The organism is Enterobacter sp. RHBSTW-00994 (assembly GCF_013782625.1).
In the GTDB taxonomy this organism is placed as follows: domain Bacteria; phylum Pseudomonadota; class Gammaproteobacteria; order Enterobacterales; family Enterobacteriaceae; genus Enterobacter.
The window spans coordinates 2,534,255-2,551,978 of the sequence record NZ_CP056199.1; the positions used below are offsets into that span (position 1 = coordinate 2,534,255).

At 50.7% G+C, this 17,724-nt stretch carries 18 protein-coding genes; 4 read left to right on the forward strand and 14 right to left on the reverse strand.

Going from position 1 to position 17,724, the window contains the following annotated elements:
* Positions 1–2: 2 nt before the first annotated feature.
* From HV346_RS12140 to HV346_RS12170, 8 genes are all read right to left on the reverse strand, one after another.
* Complete coding sequence (locus HV346_RS12140; RefSeq protein WP_181619601.1) at positions 3–1,682, reverse strand: OmpA family protein; 1,680 nt, start codon at positions 1,680–1,682, stop codon at positions 3–5.
* Positions 1,682–2,371, reverse strand: coding sequence for a type VI secretion system protein TssL, short form (gene tssL, locus HV346_RS12145; RefSeq protein ID WP_181619602.1), 690 nt, complete (start codon positions 2,369–2,371; stop codon positions 1,682–1,684). The genes HV346_RS12140 and tssL overlap by 1 nt, the downstream gene beginning before the upstream one ends.
* On the reverse strand, positions 2,368–3,717 hold the full coding sequence (tssK, locus tag HV346_RS12150) for a type VI secretion system baseplate subunit TssK (protein ID WP_181619603.1): 1,350 nt from the start codon (positions 3,715–3,717) through the stop codon (positions 2,368–2,370). The genes tssL and tssK overlap by 4 nt, the downstream gene beginning before the upstream one ends.
* 12 nt (positions 3,718–3,729) lie before the next feature.
* Entirely contained in the window at positions 3,730–5,277 is a 1,548-nt protein-coding gene (tssC, locus tag HV346_RS12155; RefSeq protein WP_181619604.1) for a type VI secretion system contractile sheath large subunit, read from the reverse strand.
* A 35-nt stretch (positions 5,278–5,312) separates the two neighbouring features.
* The gene (gene tssB, locus HV346_RS12160) at positions 5,313–5,810 is read right to left on the reverse strand and encodes a type VI secretion system contractile sheath small subunit (protein WP_000785632.1); all 498 of its coding nucleotides are present in this window, start codon (positions 5,808–5,810) and stop codon (positions 5,313–5,315) included.
* A gap of 862 nt (positions 5,811–6,672) precedes the next feature.
* On the reverse strand, positions 6,673–6,999 hold the full coding sequence (locus HV346_RS12165; protein WP_181619605.1) for an AlpA family phage regulatory protein: 327 nt from the start codon (positions 6,997–6,999) through the stop codon (positions 6,673–6,675).
* Positions 7,000–7,057: 58 nt separating this feature from the next.
* Positions 7,058–7,234 (reverse strand): tyrosine-type recombinase/integrase, encoded by a 177-nt coding sequence (locus HV346_RS23300; protein ID WP_220131472.1) that lies wholly within the window; start codon positions 7,232–7,234, stop codon positions 7,058–7,060.
* 14 nt (positions 7,235–7,248) lie between these two features.
* On the reverse strand, positions 7,249–7,890 hold the full coding sequence (locus tag HV346_RS12170) for an integrase arm-type DNA-binding domain-containing protein (protein WP_220131473.1): 642 nt from the start codon (positions 7,888–7,890) through the stop codon (positions 7,249–7,251).
* On the opposite strand from HV346_RS12170, the gene HV346_RS12175 reads away from it, so the two are divergent.
* On the forward strand, positions 7,864–8,091 hold the full coding sequence (locus HV346_RS12175) for a hypothetical protein (protein ID WP_181619606.1): 228 nt from the start codon (positions 7,864–7,866) through the stop codon (positions 8,089–8,091). The two genes, HV346_RS12170 and HV346_RS12175, sit on opposite strands and share 27 nt — an antisense overlap.
* A gap of 23 nt (positions 8,092–8,114) precedes the next feature.
* Here HV346_RS12175 and HV346_RS12180 read toward each other — a convergent pair whose 3' ends face one another.
* On the reverse strand, positions 8,115–9,731 hold the full coding sequence (locus tag HV346_RS12180) for a peptide ABC transporter substrate-binding protein (RefSeq protein ID WP_181619607.1): 1,617 nt from the start codon (positions 9,729–9,731) through the stop codon (positions 8,115–8,117).
* Positions 9,732–9,914: 183 nt separating this feature from the next.
* Between HV346_RS12180 and mpaA the strand changes: the two genes are divergently transcribed.
* Positions 9,915–10,628 (forward strand): murein tripeptide amidase MpaA, encoded by a 714-nt coding sequence (mpaA, locus tag HV346_RS12185; RefSeq protein WP_181619608.1) that lies wholly within the window; start codon positions 9,915–9,917, stop codon positions 10,626–10,628.
* On the opposite strand, the gene ycjG is transcribed toward mpaA, so the two are convergent.
* Entirely contained in the window at positions 10,619–11,584 is a 966-nt protein-coding gene (ycjG, locus tag HV346_RS12190) for an L-Ala-D/L-Glu epimerase (RefSeq protein WP_181619609.1), read from the reverse strand. The genes mpaA and ycjG overlap by 10 nt on opposite strands.
* Before the next feature lie 104 nt (positions 11,585–11,688).
* Here ycjG and tpx point away from each other — a divergent pair, with 104 nt between their 5' ends.
* Positions 11,689–12,195: a thiol peroxidase gene (gene tpx, locus HV346_RS12195; RefSeq protein WP_181619610.1), complete on the forward strand. Its 507-nt coding sequence runs from the start codon at positions 11,689–11,691 to the stop codon at positions 12,193–12,195.
* Between the two features lie 336 nt (positions 12,196–12,531).
* The gene (locus HV346_RS12200) at positions 12,532–13,740 is read left to right on the forward strand and encodes an aldose 1-epimerase family protein (protein WP_181619611.1); all 1,209 of its coding nucleotides are present in this window, start codon (positions 12,532–12,534) and stop codon (positions 13,738–13,740) included.
* A gap of 38 nt (positions 13,741–13,778) precedes the next feature.
* Here HV346_RS12200 and tyrR read toward each other — a convergent pair whose 3' ends face one another.
* The 4 genes from tyrR to HV346_RS12220 form a co-directional block, all read right to left on the reverse strand.
* Positions 13,779–15,320, reverse strand: coding sequence for a transcriptional regulator TyrR (gene tyrR, locus HV346_RS12205; RefSeq protein WP_181619612.1), 1,542 nt, complete (start codon positions 15,318–15,320; stop codon positions 13,779–13,781).
* 96 nt (positions 15,321–15,416) lie between these two features.
* Positions 15,417–16,079: an alanyl-tRNA editing protein gene (locus tag HV346_RS12210; protein ID WP_181619613.1), complete on the reverse strand. Its 663-nt coding sequence runs from the start codon at positions 16,077–16,079 to the stop codon at positions 15,417–15,419.
* A complete protein-coding gene (locus tag HV346_RS12215) occupies positions 16,076–16,996 on the reverse strand; it encodes a pyridoxal-phosphate dependent enzyme (protein ID WP_181619614.1) in 921 nt (306 codons plus the stop codon). Before HV346_RS12215 ends, HV346_RS12210 begins: the two co-directional genes overlap by 4 nt.
* Positions 16,997–17,021: 25 nt before the next feature.
* Positions 17,022–17,723 carry a PAS domain-containing protein gene (locus HV346_RS12220; RefSeq protein WP_181619615.1) on the reverse strand — a complete coding sequence of 234 codons (702 nt, stop codon included), beginning with the start codon at positions 17,721–17,723 and terminating at the stop codon, positions 17,022–17,024.
* Between the last annotated feature and the right edge of the window lies 1 nt (position 17,724).

The following is a 17,724-nucleotide window of genomic DNA, read 5'->3' on the forward strand; positions in this document are numbered from 1 at the left end:
GTTTACTTCTCCATTTCTTTAGTTGAAACGTCACGTACATCCTGTGACGCGTGTTTTGCGCCTGGCAGACGACAGGCGTCAGCCTGCGGTACCAGACTGATCTCGACACGCCGGTTATGCGCACGTCCATCAGGCGTGTCGTTTGATGCAATCGGTCGGCTGTCTCCGTAACCCTGCACGGCAAAACAACTTTCCGGCACGTCCCCGGTATCACGCATCCAGTTACGAACGGCCTCTGCTCTTTGCAAAGACAGAGTCTGATTTAACTGAACGCTGCCGGTATTGTCTGTGTGGCCGCTGACCACGATAAGCCAGCCTGGTCTGGCTTTGATTCCGACCAGCGAGTTGACCAGCATTTTGGTGGAGCCCGGTTTCAACACGGACTTACCGGAATCAAACAGCGACATGCTGTCAAGACGAACAATTTTCGGTACTGGTATTGGTTCTGGTGCTGGTGGAGGCGTCCAGGTATCGATAGCCTGCTGCAAGGCCAGCCACAGACGTTGGCCCGGGTAATAGCCCAGGCTGTAACGCAAAGGCTCTCCCTGACGCTGCCAGCGTTCAAGCAGGAGCGCATCCAGTTTCAGGGCGGCCAGTGATTCTGCTTTAGGGCGATAGTGGTTCATCGGGATTGCATTCCAGCGCTGTAAATCGGTACTCACCTGACGGATCAGGTCACGGTTATTGAGCGCAGAAATACCCAATGCGGTCAGGGCACACAGCCACATCAGCAGGATCAGGCGACGGGTACGGGCGCCCCCCTGCACGGTTGATGCAAAGGGTGACAGTAGCGGCAGAACTGCATCCGGAAACAAACTTGCCGGATCTCTCTGCCCTGGTTTTCGGGAAAACTGCAAACAGGTGCGGGAATATAGCCAGTCGGCCCAGACTGACTGTGTTTCGGGAAGGACGGTACCGAGGCGCATTACCACGGAAAATGCTCGTTCAGGGGGCGTTAACCGATCGGGCTTCTCAAGCTCATCAGTCAGGGTTTTACGGATAAATGAAAATGCCTGACTGATCGCGGGCAGCGCCGTAATATTGTCATCAGCCTGCTGCCAGTCGATGAAAGCCTGCGGCGAATCATTTGCCGGACACACAATCGGCTTGTCACCCCGAACAATTATCCACGGTGTCTCAGGTCCGGAGAATTCGGCACTCACCACCACCGGTGGTGTAAAACCCGTCAGGGATTTAATCTGTTTACTCTGCTGGCGGAGCGTCTTCAGAGTGGAGCGCAGAACCGCTTCATCCTGATGATTATCTGGCAGGCAGCGGTACATCACCGAAAGCTGACCAACCTGGCGTGGGAACTGCGTCTGTATGCTGCGGACAACATCCGTTAACCGGCTGACGTCATCGACCCGTAGCCACCAGCCCTGAGCTGTTTTACGCAGAGGACTCACCTGAAACAGCGCATCCAGCCTGTCACCGCATACCAGTACAACGGGGCCCTGGGTGTCGGGTAGTGGCAGGTCAGCAGCTGAAACGGTGGTGTCGGATACCGGCGGATACCGGCGGCAGTTCTTAAAAACAGTCCAGCCTGCCAGCAGGAGGATCAGCACCGTGGTCAGACCTTTAAACACGTTTCCTGTTGGGATGAAATACCAGAGCAACCACAGCAACGTGGCAACAGCGGCTAAGGTATGCAGGGCAACCGGAATAATGACTGATCTACGCATTAGCCATGCAGCTCCGGTATTTGTGCTGACAACAGTGCCTGGAGCCACAGATGACCACCCCACCAGATAACGCCGGTCAGGATGATGGCAAGCGTTATCCAGAACCAGACTGAACGCATCAGACTCCAGCGATGTTTCCCCATCCGGTGAACAACAAGAGACAGACCAGCATCAGGCGGAGAGACACGCTCAGAAAGGGCTTTGACGACTTCATCCCGCTGCGACTGACTGACCGCCTTCAGGCCATACAGTCCCTGAAAACCCAGTGCAATTACCCGGTGATAACATGTCAAAACGGCCGGGTTCGGTGAGGACTGACGCAGAACCTCTGCAATGCGATCCCATAGGGCCTCACCTGCCCGAAGTGAACCGAAAAATCGGGCCTGAAGTGGGGCTTTACGCCATGCCACCTGACCCTCATCAACTTTCGGCTCTTCTCCTTCTTCGCTGTTTTCAGGCTTACGGCTCATCACTGTTTCGTCCAGCAAAGCACATTGTGCGTAGGAAATATGTCCGATGCTGGCCTCGTCGTAACCGGCACGCTCCAGCGCTTCCCGCACACTTTCAACCTGTTTAACGCACTTGTCGTAAAGTGCACTGCCATTGGGCGTGACAGCGCCTTTCTTCAGCATGGTGACGGTAAGCCAGGTATCCGTCATCAGCTGGTCGATATCGATATCCTGTCTCATGAGCGCAATACCGCAAACAGCTCAAGTTCCAGTGCGCCAAGCATTTCAGGCACGTAGAACATACACACGCCCTGCTCCTGCATTTCATGTGCAGCGGGGCTTTCCATATCAAGCGCGAAGTACTGATTTTCCATGCGTACAGGCAATGCGGCCGGAACTCTGTTCACCGGGATCAAAGGGATACCCTTGAGTGCAACACCATAGATCTCATTGACGTCATCAGGTGAACCTGCCTGACAAAGTGCAGGGAATTTATCGGCAACCTGCCAGGCCGGAATATCAGAGCGAACAGAGAGATAGAGGTCGGCCTCTTCACGCAGACGAATATCGTGAAGGTTTGCTTTCCATGTCTGTCCGTCCGGGCGGGACATTTCCAGAGCAATGACGCGGGATGGCAGACTTGCCTCCAGCAAACCCGTGATCAGATCAAACAGCGGAGGAAACGCATTAGCGGGTTCCTCGTGGTCATATCCCGGTATGGCGTCAAGATCATGGTCCAGGGAAAAGGTCAGCATGCTTCCGGCCAGACGTGCGAGCTCAGCCCACACCTGTTCAGGCGGACGGGAAGGAAAACGTTCGTATTCCGTCAGCACTCTGGCGTGGGAATTCAGCGCATTCAGCAACCAGAAAAGGGAAACATCGGCGACGGCAAAATCGGCAAGCCTTTCGTTACTCTCTCGACGCATTGTCATCAGACGCTGGCGTCGGGAGCGTAGCTGGCGGTTGAGCAGCACCAGACGTTCGCGAAGAACCGGACTTGCCGCAAATGACGCAACAGGAGGAATGAAAGACGGATCCAGTCGCCATGCGTTATGACCATCCCGGATCAGCCTTGCGACAGGGCAGAATTTCCATGAGTCATTACTTTCATGGGCAAACCGGATGGTGAAATTGAACCGGGCAACGGCCATGGATTCTTCTTCAGACCCGAAAGCATCCTGCAAAGTCACCCATTCCTCGCGATAGCGAAGCGGTCGATCCGGGGAGATACCTTCCTGCTCAACGTTGGCAACACCCGGCTGCATGTGAGGCAGTGCGATAACGACAGTTACCGCATCAAGACCTGCCAGCAGGCTGGCATTTAACTCACGTGGTGCAGGAGGCAGATCGCTCCTTTGTGCGTCAATCAGCGAACCATCTTCCAGCCAGAGACGTAACTGCGTAATCTGGATCAGACCGGACGACAGAAGACTGTCATTAAACTCAATCTTTTCCACGCCCCAGGGGAATGGGGATGCCAGCGCTGATGCACCGGCACTGCGAAAAGACTCCCATTCAGCCTGTTGCTGGAACTGCTGAGGGGACAGTAAAGCCCCCTCGTTCCACAGTGGACGATAAATTTTCATCCCTGTCCTGCCTTATGCTTTTGCTTTAGGCATCTGGGATACCAGCGACAGGTTGACGTCCATGCCTTCAACCTGGAAGTGAGGGACGGCAAAGAGTTTCACGCGGAAGAAGCCTGGGTTATCCTCAATATCTTCGACGATGACTTTGGCATCGCGAAGCGGGTGTGAAGCCTGGAGGTCATCGCCCGGATCGGTCATTTCAGTGACCAGTCCTTTCACCCAGGTATTGAGCTCCAGCTCAAGCAGGCGACGGTCTTTGGTGGTACCGATATTTTCACGCTGGATGAGCTTCAGGTAGTGCGCGATACGTGACAACAGGAAGATGTATGGCAGACGGGCATTGATGCGGCTGTTGGCGGTCGCATCCGCAGTGTCGTACAACGCAGGCTTCTGGGCGGAATTTGCGCTAAAGAAACAGGAATAATCTCTGTTTTTATAATAGCTTAGCGGAATGAATCCCAGATTCGAGAATTCAAATTCACGGGTTTCCGGTATCATCACTTCGGACGGGATTTTTACCTGATTGCCGGTACCGAGGTCGTACAGGTGGATAGGCAGATCCTGAACTGCACCGCCAGCCTGAGGGCCACGAATTTGGACGCACCAGCCATTATTGATAAAACTTTTCACCATATTGGCAGCAAAGGCAAAGGATGCATTCGTCCATAAATACTTCTCGTGATCAGGTCCCTTCACTTCCTCCACATAGTTGAAACTGCGCACCGGGACGGTATCCGGACCATACGGCAGACGGCCCAACACTCGTGGCATAGTAAGCCCAATGTAGCGGGAGTCCTCAGAGTCACGGAACGCTTTCCATTTGATATATTCTGCCCGATCAAAATAGTTCCCGATGTCTTTGATGGCCGCAACCTCTTCCATGCTGGATTTATGGAAGAATTTCGGTCCTACTGAACCAATAAACGGCATATGCGCGGCTGCTGAGACTTTTGATATATTACGCAGTAATGCGACATCCTGAGGGGACGAGTCAAATTCATAAGACGAGATTATTGCAGCAATTGGCTCTCCGCCGGGTTGATCGTATTCCATAGAATAAGTATGGTGATAAAGACCACTCTGGATAATCTCCGGGGCATCCTCAAAATCCTGGCGCAGCTCGTCTTTAGAAACATCAAGTATTTCTATTTTTACATTCTGGCGGAAATCTGTGCGATCAACCGTATGCTTAAGCCCGCGCCAGAGTGACTCTACGCGTTGAAACTCCGGGTGGTGCATAATTTCATCGAGCTGGCGACTAATTTGATAATCAAGCTCTGCAATATGCGAATCAAGCAATGATTTATCAAGCTTCTCAACTTTTTGGCCTGATTTTGAAATAACCTGCATAAAAACCTGAATGGCTGCGGTCACTCGCTCATCTGCCGAGGCATCGGCCATGACGCTGTCGTCCTGATATTCAGTAATGTCACCCAGGCGAGAAACTGGATTCAGATTAATTTTTTCAAACAGCGAGGCATACACGCTGTCTGGGTTATTCTCAAGTACAGTAGTGTTCCCCTGCACCGATTGTGTTTCAGTATTCACTGACATCAGCATCCTCTCTGTTAATCCATTAAAAAAGCATTTTGCTGTTATTCGGCTGGTGCAAGAGCATTCAGCTCTTGTCTTAATTCTTCGCTCAGAGCCGGGTCTTTCAGTATGGTTTCAAGAGATCTGCGGAACTCGGCGTTATCCAGGAGGTTTGACTTGAGGTCTCTAAGGAGATTACGCATGGCTAACATGGCACGAAGTTGAGGTATTTGCTTTGCTATTGCTTCAGGCTCGAAATCTTTCATTTCAGAAAAGCTAAGTTTGATATTTTCTTCAGAACCATCACCTCTCAGGGTATTAGCAACATCAATGCTGACCTCTGGGTTAAGCTCGGACAGAACGCTATTAAAGTTGTTTTTGGAAATATTTAACTTACTGCGTTCAGAAAGCGGGAGGGTTTCTTTGCCGTTGCTGAAATTTCCCACCGCGAGAAGTTTTAAGGGCAACTCGACTTTCTTTTGGGCGGAACCCGTGTGCAGGTCAAGTTGGATGTTGACGCGTGCTTTTGGCACTTCATTCTGGAAGCTGGAATCTGCCATATCATTCCCTTTGTTGGACAGTGGTGATAGTTACCACAAGGTATCTTTACAAAGCGATGATAGAACATACTGCTCACATAGATCAACTTTACAGATCAAAAAACTGTAATTAGAAAATTCTTAAGAATTTCACTCTATATTGTAACAGGGTGCGCCAATAAACCATGGGGTAAAAGTTGAGCTGCTAACTACTTATAGCGTCATTTTTAGGCGTATTAACTATTAGTAACTATCTTGATGGTTGAATGTTACACATATGATTTTTTATTGATTTAAATCAATGCAATAACCTCAATACATGCGAACTGCGGATATGCACCACAGTAAAAACAACATGCAGAAACAATTACATTTTCTGTTACATGCCATTATGATGAAAAATCCAAAAATGGACTCCTCGACTATTTGGTTTGCGGTAGAACACAGTTATTTTTACCTAAGGTGACTGTGATAATCACAAGCCCTTTTTAGTAATCAATTGTGTCATACAGTGCCTGTCACAGACGATTTTGTGATAGTATTTCCCCTCATGAAAGCATAAAAAGACATCTCGGCTGGTATGACTCAAGTCAGGAGCAGAATTACATTGCAAGGAGTGTACAACTACTCTCAAGCCCCCTCTTGGACTGACTTCATTCGATATCCAATTGCTTATATTGGTACTGAAAGGAATAAATTAACATCGCCCTTAGCACAACTCCGGTTTGCCCGCATATTAAATGCGAAGGTCATTCCCTGTCCCGGCAAACATCTTTACTCTTTACACTATTCCCGGAAACTGGGAACAATACTGTGAGCTATCTATTCCAGAACGGATTAAACAGCGTCAGCCATTCTTCCATCACTTGTCGCCCCCCGCTAGTTATCCAGGTGGCATCGTTTCATCTTTCCGCCCGGAGCTCTCCTCTGTCTCACGAGCTGCGCGCTGACGTTTTGCTGCAAACTTTTGCCTGTGTATCTCCCATGTTTTTTCCAGACCTTTCATCATCCCCGCGTCACGCTCAATTAAGTCGGGGTTTTGCTGACGCGCGTCCAGCCAGGCTTCCACCTCATCCCGGTTCCAGGCCACAACTCGTGGCGTCAGTGAGAAACGTTTCGGAAAATCGCCGTCTTTTTCCAGTTTGTCGATGGCATAAAAAGACAGCGGCACTAACTTTATCAGTTCTTCTTTCCTGAGTGCTGCACGCATGATTCTCTCCAGAAGTTGGTTATCTGTCGTCACATTCTGTTAAATCAGGCTCACTGTTTTAAGCAACAAGAATCTCTTGCGCCTGCCGGGAGAGATAAACGCGATGTGGGCGCGACATTTTCATGATGGAGGACGGGAGCGTAAGCGTCTGTTCCTCCCAGTCCACCTGTTCCCAGCGCGCCAGACGGAATTCTTTCTTTCGCAGTAATGTCAGAAGAACAAATTTCACTGACATCTGGATCGTCTGCGCTACGCCAGCGCGTTAAAGAACACGCCGATCTCCCGTTCACTTAATGCCCGCCCTTTTGGTTTAAACGTGGCGATCGACTTTGCCTTGACACGTAATGCGGGATTATCAACCTCAACGCCGCGATCAATAGCAAATTCAAAGACCTTACTGACCAGATGTCTGACATTCAGAGCAGTGGACGGCGCACCGCGATCGCGGATTTCTTCGCACAGGATTCGGAGGTCAGTTGGGCTAATCTCTTTGAGGGTTCGCTTACCAAAATAAGGCAACACTTCTTTATCCATAATGGATAATCTGAGGGCTTTGGTACTTTCAGCAACATTCCAGGTTTTACGCCAGTGTTTCTCATATTCCCTGAAGCTTAGCACCTTCCTTATCTCCTGCTTTTTAATCGCCGGAGAAATACGAGCAGTGATAAGTTTTTTAGCTTCCGCCAGCTTTCCTCTTGCTTCAACAAGGTTAATGCCTTCAGAGCCATACCGCCCGATGGTCAGCGTTTCACGTCGGTTATTGATACGATAGTCGTACCGAAATGTCACCGAACCCGCAGGCGTTACCAAAACATACAGGCCATCACGGTCTGCAATCTTGTAGTTTTTCTCTCTGGCTTTCAGATGCTTAAGCTTGGTATCAGTCAGCATGACGGTATCCTCTGCTCAAATCTACCGTCATTTCAGGGAGGCTGTGACGGTATAATCCGCAATTTACCGCAACCGCTTTTTGTTGAATACGTCAAAAATACCGTCAGAAAAGTGATGCTTTCTGCTGTGGCGGAAGATGGTCAGAAAGAGAAACTGGCGCTGCAAGCCTCGCCAGTTCCGGGTTTAGTGATGGTTGCCTGATGCTAGCGGGAGACCAGTACGCATTAGTGCTTCTCGATATACATGGTACGGCTGTAAGCCACATCCTCAGGATTATTAATTGGGTATCCTTTCACCCACGGTTTAATAAGACGACCATTGGTGTACTGGTAGATTGGTGCAATAGGGGCCTTCTCAGCAAGAAGTTTTTCAGCCTTGTTGTAATCAGCATTACGCGCTTTCGCTGTTGTTTCCAGAGTTGCCTGATTAATGATCTTATCGTATGCCGGGTCGTTAAAACGTGAAATGTTGCCGCTGTGAGTCGAGGTCAATAACGACAGGAATGTAGAGGGTTCATTGTAATCCCCTACCCATGACGCACGAATCACGTCAAAATTCCCGGTATTACGACTATCAATGTAGGTTTTCCACTCCTGGTTCTGCAGTTTAACGTCCACTCCCAGATTTTTCTTCCACATTGAGGCTACCGCAATAGCAATTTTCTGATGATTTTCAGACGTGTTGTACAGCAAGTTCAGTTTCAGTGGACGCTGTGGGCCATAACCCGCTGCCTGTAAGAGCATCTTCGCCTGCGCGTTAAGTTCCTGCTGCGACATCTGCTCAATCTGTGACGTTTCTGGTGTAAATCCGGCCGTCACGTCAGGGGTAAAGTGCCATGCTGGTTTCTCCCCTGTACCTAACACTTTCTCAGCCATGATGCGACGATCGATAGTCATGCTCAGTGCCAGACGCACGCGAGGATCTGCTGTCGGGCCCTTCTGCGTGTTAAATGCGTAGTAATAGGTTCCCAACTGTGGTGGCGTATACACCTGTCCTGGAATGTCTTTGAGTAACTTCTGATACAGATTTTTCGGGAAGGATTCGGTGATATCAATGTCACCTGCCAGATAACGCTTCGTTGCTGAAGATTCCTGGTTAATCGGGATAAAAGTGACTTTTTGCAGTACCGTTTTGGCATTGTCCCAGTAATGCGTGTTCGGTTCGACAACCAGTTTTTCATTCACCACGCGATCCGTCAAAACATAAGCGCCATTGCCCACCAGCGCGCCTGGCCGCGTCCACTCTTTACCACTTTCAACATTCGCTTTTTGAACGGGATAAAACGCAAAGCTGGCTGTCAGATTCGCAAACCACGGAAGCGGCTTATCCAGCTGGACACGCAGCGTCTTAGCATCAACCGCTGTTACGCCCAGTGTGTCAGGCGCAGCTTTACCATCAATAATGTTTTGCGCATTATTGATGCCGGCAAGGGCTGCAAACCAGGCAAAAGGCGAAGTCGTTTTCGGATCAACAAGACGTTGCCAGCTGTACACAAAATCTTGCGCCGTCACAGGAGTACCGTCTGACCATTTTGCGTTGTCACGCAAAACAAAAGTCCAGACACGGTTATCATTACTCTGCCAGCGCGTTGCCACGCCCGGTGTTAATTCCCCTTTCTCATTCTGATTAACTAACCCTTCAAAGAGATCCCGGATGACCTGAATTTCAGGCAGTCCCACCGCTTTTGCCGGATCAAGTGAGGCAGGCTCATCCTTGATATGCCGCACCAGCTCCTGTTTTGACGCCAACACAGTACCCTTTGGTATATCAGCAGCATAAGAGAGTGAAGAGAGCCCGCACAGCCACAGCGCAGAACAGAGCAACGAAACAGGATGCTTCATGAGATCCCCTTTGAGATGTCAGGTAAAAACAGATGGGTAATTATTTGTTTCGAATCAGAGAAATGCAAATATCTTAACCCTGAAAGTTGATATCTGACATTATTCCAGTGTTACGGAAACTATTTGATTAACAGCGATTTTTACACAACACTGCCAATGACGACCTCTTAATCAGGATTTCCTATGTCACTTACCCGACCAAGAACAGAACGCGGCGCATTTCCACCAGGAACGGAACACTACGGCCGTTCATTCTTAGGCGCACCGCTAATATGGTTTCCGGCTCCTGAAGCCGATCGCAACAGTGGCTTGATTATCGCGGGAACACACGGCGACGAGAATTCATCCATCGTCACGCTGTCGTGCGCACTGCGTACCCTGACCCCGGAGTTACGTCGTCACCACGTGATATTGACTGTGAATCCGGACGGCTGTCAGCTTGGACTCAGGGCAAATGCGAGGGGGATCGACTTAAACCGGAATTTCCCGTCAGCAAACTGGCGAGCGGGTGAAACCGTCTATCGCTGGAACAGTTCAGCAGAAACGCGTGATGTCGTGTTACTGACCGGAGAGATACCGGGGTCAGAGCCTGAAACCCAGGCCCTGTGCCAGCTCATTCATCGACTCCACCCTGCCTGGGTTGTCTCTTTCCACGACCCACTCGCCTGCATTGAAGATCCTCGCCATACCGCGCTGGGACAATGGCTGGCGGAGGCATTCGCGCTTCCACTGGTGACCAGCGTGGGCTATGAGACACCCGGCTCATTTGGGAGCTGGTGTGCAGATCTCGGCCTGCACTGCATTACTGCTGAGTTCCCACCCATTTCATCTGACGAAGCCAGTGAAAAATACCTCAAGGCCATGGCAGCGCTTCTGCGCTGGCAGCCTCAAAGATGAAGCAGGCCAGTGGTAAACGTCAGGGCGGGTGAGACATCAACTGCCAGCCACGTCGGGCCATCAAGATCGGCAAAGCTCACCTGGCTAACGAGCGGTAACGCGGCACTGATGGCACGCGATGTGCACAGCATACATCCCAGCATTAGCGAAAAACCTTCAACTTTCGCTTCTTTTGCCAATGCCAGTGCTTCCGTCAGCCCACCTGATTTATCGAGCTTAATATTCACCATCTCATACCGACCTTTAAGCCCTGCCAGGCTTTCGCGAGTGTGGCAGCTTTCATCCGCACAAACAGGCAGCGGATGGATAAAATTCTCCAGGGCCGCGTCATCATTTGCGGGCAATGGCTGCTCTAACATGGCGACACCCAGGTCGGCCAGCAACTGACAGCGCGCGGCTAACCCTTCGCTATGCCATGACTCGTTTGCATCAACAATCAGAGTTGCCTGCGGCACTGCCGCGCGAATGGCAACCATTCGTTCGCTTATCAGGCGATCGTCAAGTTTTACCTTCAATAGCGTCGCACCGGCCTCATAAAGTGCTTTTGCACTTGCGGCCATCTGTTCCGGCTCACCAATCACCACAGTCTGCGCCGTCACGACGGATTCTGGCAACGTGACGCTCAGCAATGTCGGTAAAGTGAGGTGTTGTGTAACCGATTCAAGGCTCCATAGCGCACAGTCGATTGCATTACGGGCCGCCCCTGCGGGTAACCGCTGTTGCAGTGCCTCACGCGTGAGTCCCTTTTGCAGCTCCGGCACTAACGTCATGATCTGCGCCATCACCGAGGCAATACTCTCTCCATAGCGAGGATAGGGAGTACATTCCCCCACCCCCTTCACCCCTTCTTCTTCTATTTCGACCACCACAACGCACGCTTCGCTGCGGCTACCGCGGGAAATCACAAAGGGGGTATGCAATGGCCAGGCTTCTTCATAGACCTTTACGCTTCTCATCACTGACTCCTTGCCACCTGTGAGACAAAAATTGGTTTGCCGTGTTATCCGCTGTTGGCATACACTAGCCTCGACGTTAACTATATGTAAACAGGAAGATATCTATGTCACAACTCGTTCATTTCCAGGGCAACCCGGTTGCTGTTGCAGGTTCCATTCCGCAGTCTGGCAGCAAAGCTCAGGCTTTTACTCTGGTGGCTAAAGATCTGTCTGACGTCACGTTGAGCCAGTTCGCCGGCAAACGTAAAGTCCTGAACATTTTCCCAAGCATCGATACCGGTGTATGTGCCGCATCCGTGCGTAAATTCAATCAACTGGCCACTGAAATGGACAACACCGTTGTCCTGTGTATTTCTGCTGACCTGCCGTTTGCACAATCTCGCTTCTGCGGCGCAGAAGGTCTGAGCAACGTCATTACCCTGTCAACACTGCGCAACCCTGATTTCCTCGAAAAATACGGTGTTGGTATTTCTGAAGGTGCGCTGAAAGGCCTGGCCGCGCGTGCGGTGCTGGTCATTGATGAAAACGACAACGTCGTATTCAGCGAGCTGGTCAATGAAATCACCACCGAGCCAGATTACACTGCGGCACTCGATGTGCTGAAAGCGTAATAACAACGCTACGCTTTATACAGCTTAGCAAAGTTATGAAATAAAAGGATTTAGAACGGTTCTTGTCATTATTCTGACGGACTGGATACTCAGAACCTCGCCACGGCGGGGTTTTTTAGTCATTAAAAGCTGAATCGTTAAAGCCATCATCATCAAAAATCACATTCCCACTGCAATAACACAGCAATTATTTCTATATTAAGAGATCTAAATCTCATATTTCATGCCAAAAATGCACATTTCCTCATCAGGTGAGGAACATCACATTTATCAATGCCACGAATCATTAGATTTTCCTTGAAAAGAACATAATCGTTTCAGCAAAAAGGATGCAAAATGAAAATAAAATTGGCGTTAACGGTACTTGCGGTGCTTATTTCCGGCCATGCTGCGGCTAAAACCTGGGTGCTGACAAGTGCTGAAGACAGCATAGAGAAAGGAAACTGGAAGATTTCAAGCGAAGAGCTGAAGGTCAATGATAAACATTTCAGCATTGAACAGAACGTGCTTCACGGCGGCAAACAAGAAGGCAGTAAAGTCATCATCATTCGCAGCAAAGATGGCCTGACTATCACGTTAAGTCCAAGCCGTGGAATGAATCTGTTACGAATTGAAGGCTTTGGCTCGAAGATGGGATGGGATTCCCCTGTCAAAGAGGTCGTCAATCCGGCCTTTATAAACCTCGAAAGCAGGAATGGTTTAGGCTGGCTGGAAGGTTTCAATGAAATGATGGTCCGTTGCGGATATGAATGGACAGGCCACCCTGTTACGGCGGACGGACAAATCTACACTCTGCATGGTAAAGCCGGGAACACGCCAGCGTCACGGGTAGAAGTTGAGGTTTCGGACGTCGCCCCACATGAAATCCGAATCCGTGGTCTGATAAAAGAGAGTACCTTTAAGAAAGCCGATTTACAGACGATGACGGAACTGCGTTACGTACCGGGTAGCAACAGTTTCAGCCTGCATGATGTTTTGACCAATCATGCGGACTACCCGCATGATTATCAGATCATTTATCACAGTAACTTCGGGACCCCCATTCTGGAAGAAGGCGCTCGTTTCCTGGCCCCCATATCAAGTATCAGTCCATTCAATGAGTATGCAAAAGCCGGTCTGAATACCTGGCAGACCTATGCAGGCCCCACCAAAGGCTTTGATGAGATGGTCTTCAATATGAAACCCCTTGCCGATGAAAACCATGAAACGCTTGCAGCAGTGGTGAATAAAGCTGGCGATAAAGGCGCTTCTATCCAGTTCGATACACGCCAGCTTCCGGTATTGACCTTATGGAAAAATACTGACACCCATAAACAGGGCTATGTTACAGGAATTGAGCCGGGAACCAGTTACGCCTACCCGGTGACGATTGAACGCGAACAAAAACGCGTGAAACAACTTCAGCCCGGCGCCAGCACTCAATTTGATCTGACCTATACCCTGCTTTCCGGCAAGGATCAGGTTGCTGCGGTAGAAAACAGAATCGCAAAAATTCAGGGCAATACGAAAGTGGAGGAAAGCGCCACTCCAATCGCGACGGAATAATTCAAAAAAAAGCCTCCATCACGGAGGCTTTTATACTCTTATTCATCGCCCTTCTTCTGATTCAGCCCGTACTCGCGAAGCTTGTTCGCAATCGCGGTATGAGACACACCAAGGCGTTTCGCCAGCTTACGGGTGCTTGGATAGCTACGATAAAGCTGCGTCAACACCGAGCGTTCGAAACGGCTGGTAATGTCATCAAGCGAACCTTCCATTGCCTCTTCACCTACTGATACTGTCCCGGCATCATAGTCTGGCAGAAGAATATCCTGTGGACGTAACTCGTAGCCTTCCAGTTGCGTCAACGCGCGATAGACGGCATTTTTAAGCTGACGAATATTGCCCGGCCAGCCATAACGCGTCAGTACCACGCCCAGGTCGGCGGACAGTTTCGGCCGCGGCACGCCTTGTTCGTCGGCGAAACGCGCCACAAATAGCTCTGTCAGCGGCATGACATCTTGTGGGCAATCACGCAGTGGCGGAATATTAAGCGTCAACACATTCAGGCGATAATAGAGATCCTCACGGAATACCCCTTTCTGCACCAGCTCGACCAGGTTTTTCTGCGTCGCACAAATCACACGTACATCAACATGAACTTCATGATCTTCCCCAACACGACGGAACGTCCCGTCATTCAGGAAGCGCAGCAGTTTTGCTTGCATGCGCGGCGACATTTCACCGATCTCATCCAACAGGACAGATCCGCCATTTGCCTGTTCAAAAAAGCCTTTTTTCCCTTCAGGGGCATGGCCGAACAACTCGCTTTCAACAGCGTCTTCAGGTATGGAGGCACAGTTAAGCGCCAGGTAAGGTTTTGCCGCTCGCGGGCTGGCTGAATGCACTGCATGAGCCAAAAGATCTTTACCCGTACCGGTATCGCCGGTAATCAACAAAGGTGCCGTCAGATTGGCGAGCTTACGTGCCTGCTCTACCACATGGCGCATTTTAGGACTGACGGCAATGATCTGGCTAAATGCTCCAACATCCTGGCTGGACAGGTTTTGCAGTTGACGCCCCATGCGAACCGTCGAACGCAGCATGATCACCGCACCGGTCAGCACTCTGGTTTCATTTTCCCCTTTCAGGTGAACCGGCGTAATTTCCATCAGGAAATTTTGTCCATTAATCACGACATGCTCGCTGTGCGTTCCTTGCGGATTACTTTCCAGCCAACGCTGGAAATTAAAACCGGGGATCAACTGCATCGCATGATGGTGAGTGAGCTTATCCTGGCTTTGGGCAAATAACTGGCAACTCGCCTGATTCACACGCTCGACTTTGCTTTTTAAATCCAGCGACAAGAACGGCTCAGGCATGGCTTCCAGCAAGGCACTCAGTGCCAGGTGCTCACGTTCAGAAGGCATCCACGGAATGGTTCGGACATCCGTAACGCCAGCGATACGGCGGATCTCCGCCATCAGGCTGCTGAAGGTATTAAATTCAATTTCGGCAAAATTGAGGTAAATTCGCCCGACAGGATCGATCTCAATGCCACGTAAATCAATGCTACGTAAAACAAGCAGATCGAGTAACTCGCGGGTCAGACCGAGACGGTCTTCACAAAACACTTCCAGACGCATGGGAAATTCACCGTTTAAGCCATTAACATTAAAATAATAAGTCAGAATGCGGTGATCGGGAAGATGGCTGTCAACAAATATTGACAGCCTGGTGCTTTATTGGACTATTTCAGTTCCGTGGGTGGGATGATCATGCAAAGCATACTGTACGGTGAGCTCGCCTTTTTTCGCTTTGACTTTGGTGATCAGTATTTCGCCCACATCACCAGTATTGACGACATGCGTTCCTCCACAGGCATAGTCCGGGAGCGTCCCCCATGTCACTTTTCGTCGCCCCTCTTCTTCACGCAAACTCCGCGCAAGATGACGACTGACAATCTCGTTAGCGCCGACAGAAAAATCGTCTGCTGTTACGGGATGCGTTACATCGGCGGGTTTAAATACGATCCGGCCCTCACCCGGTTTATGGTTACCCTTGTAGCCAAACCAGCCGTATTGCTCACCAATACAAGCGATAATGTGTCCTGCCGAGTGATAACGCGAATGGAGGCTTCGGCGCTTGCCATCAATCTGAATACTTACCGGGCCAGGTTCAACCGCCTTTTCCGTGAAATGGATGACATCCCCCTCCTCCTGAACAGCCTGCAACATGATTGCCGTGTCAATCCGCCCAGTATCAGACATCTGGCCGCCGCCCTGTGGATGGAAAAGTGTCGCGGCCAGGACAACCCGAAAGCGTCCATCATCTGCGGGTGTACAGCTCAGCACCTGAGTCTGCATGCTCAATTCGTCGCTGTAGTAATAGGCCCTTTCAGTCATTTCTCGCTCTTCGTAAATTGCTGGAGTGCAGAAAGCGTCGTTGTCGACCCGCCGCAAACAATAACCAGGACATCGTTCATTTCGTGCAGTGGTAATTTTTGTGTGTAAAGCAGCGCAAGAGCTGCGCCGCACGCGGGTTCAACCAACGTGCGGTGGTCGTCAGCAAAGGAGAGGCATGCGTCCACAGCTTCCTGGTCGCTGACCGTCCAGGGTTCGATGCGCATTTCTCTGGACCACTCAACGGCACGCTGGCACACCTGCCGCGCGCCCAGGGATGTTGCCACCCCTGTCAATGCGGGCAGCATGACCGGATATCCCGCCTGATGCGCCGCCTTAAACGATGCCATTCCTTCTGTTTCTGCGGTAAATACCGGTATATGCCCCAGTCCGTTACGCTGTAGTCCCTCACACACACCGGAAAGCAAACCACCGCCGCCAACCGACAAGATGACTGCGTCTGGCTTCACGCCATCAGAGGCCACCTCGTCAATTAAGGTCGCATGCCCTTCCCACAAAAGAGGGGAATCAAATGGATGAATAAAGGCGTCGTCTTTGGTCGACACGGACAAGGCAAACTCATGCGCTTCAGCCCACGATTGCCCATGAACCTTCACCCCAGCCCCCTCCAGACCCAGCAGATAGCGGGCGCGTTCAGACGTCGTTTCAGGCACAACGATGAGGGCAGGAATGCCCAGTTTTCGCCCGGCATAAGCCACTGCCAGCCCCGCATTACCGCCAGAAGATGAGATAAAACGCTGCGCCCCCTGTGCGGCGTAGTATTCGCAGGCGTGCCCGACACCGCGCATTTTGAAGGAGCCAGACGGTTGCATGGCCTCCATTTTCATCCATACACGTGTGTTATTCCGCTGGCCCAACGGAAGAGATTCAAGAAGTGGAGTATTAATGCTTAACGACATGATTTTTGATCCCTGAGGTAACGGGCTACTTATTGTAGTTTTTGAGTTCATCGAGGTAGTTATAGATGGTGTAACGCGTCACACCCAGTGCTTCAGCCGCTTTCTCGACGCCCCCCTTGATCAGGAAAATACCTTTTTCCTGCATGCTCTTAACCGCCATCATGTTGGCGCGTTTCACATCAGTACGACGATGGCCGGGCTCCAGCGCGGTGGTCGTTTTAATTATGTCCTGCATCAGCCCCTCGATATTGCCAGGTGCGGTTTCCGTCTGCGGTAGGGTGTCGGCGCGGACAGCCTGTTCAGGTGTCACCCCGGTCAACGTGAACAAGGTTTGCAACGCGTCCTCTATGCCAGTGTTGTCGACGTTGATACAGAGCGCGGCGTAGGGCATTCCCTTCGCATCACGATAGATCGCCGTACTGCTGCGCATGGGTTTGCCTTCTCGCGTCCAGGTCACGTAATCCAGTAATAACGTCACAGGCTCATCCCTGTTTTCCATCGCATCGATAAACGCCCTGTCAGTGCGCATGCCAGCCAGGACAGAGTCCCCTTTCTTGCGCCCGGTGACATGAGCGTTGGCAATCTCAGCAATGGAATAATCAAGATGGCGTAAATCATGAAGCACGATTTCTGTATTGCGTGACACCACGCTACCCATTACACGAATAGCGGCCGACAGTGCCTGAAGTAATGCTTGCAGGTGTTGTTCTTCCGGAATGCTTGCCATA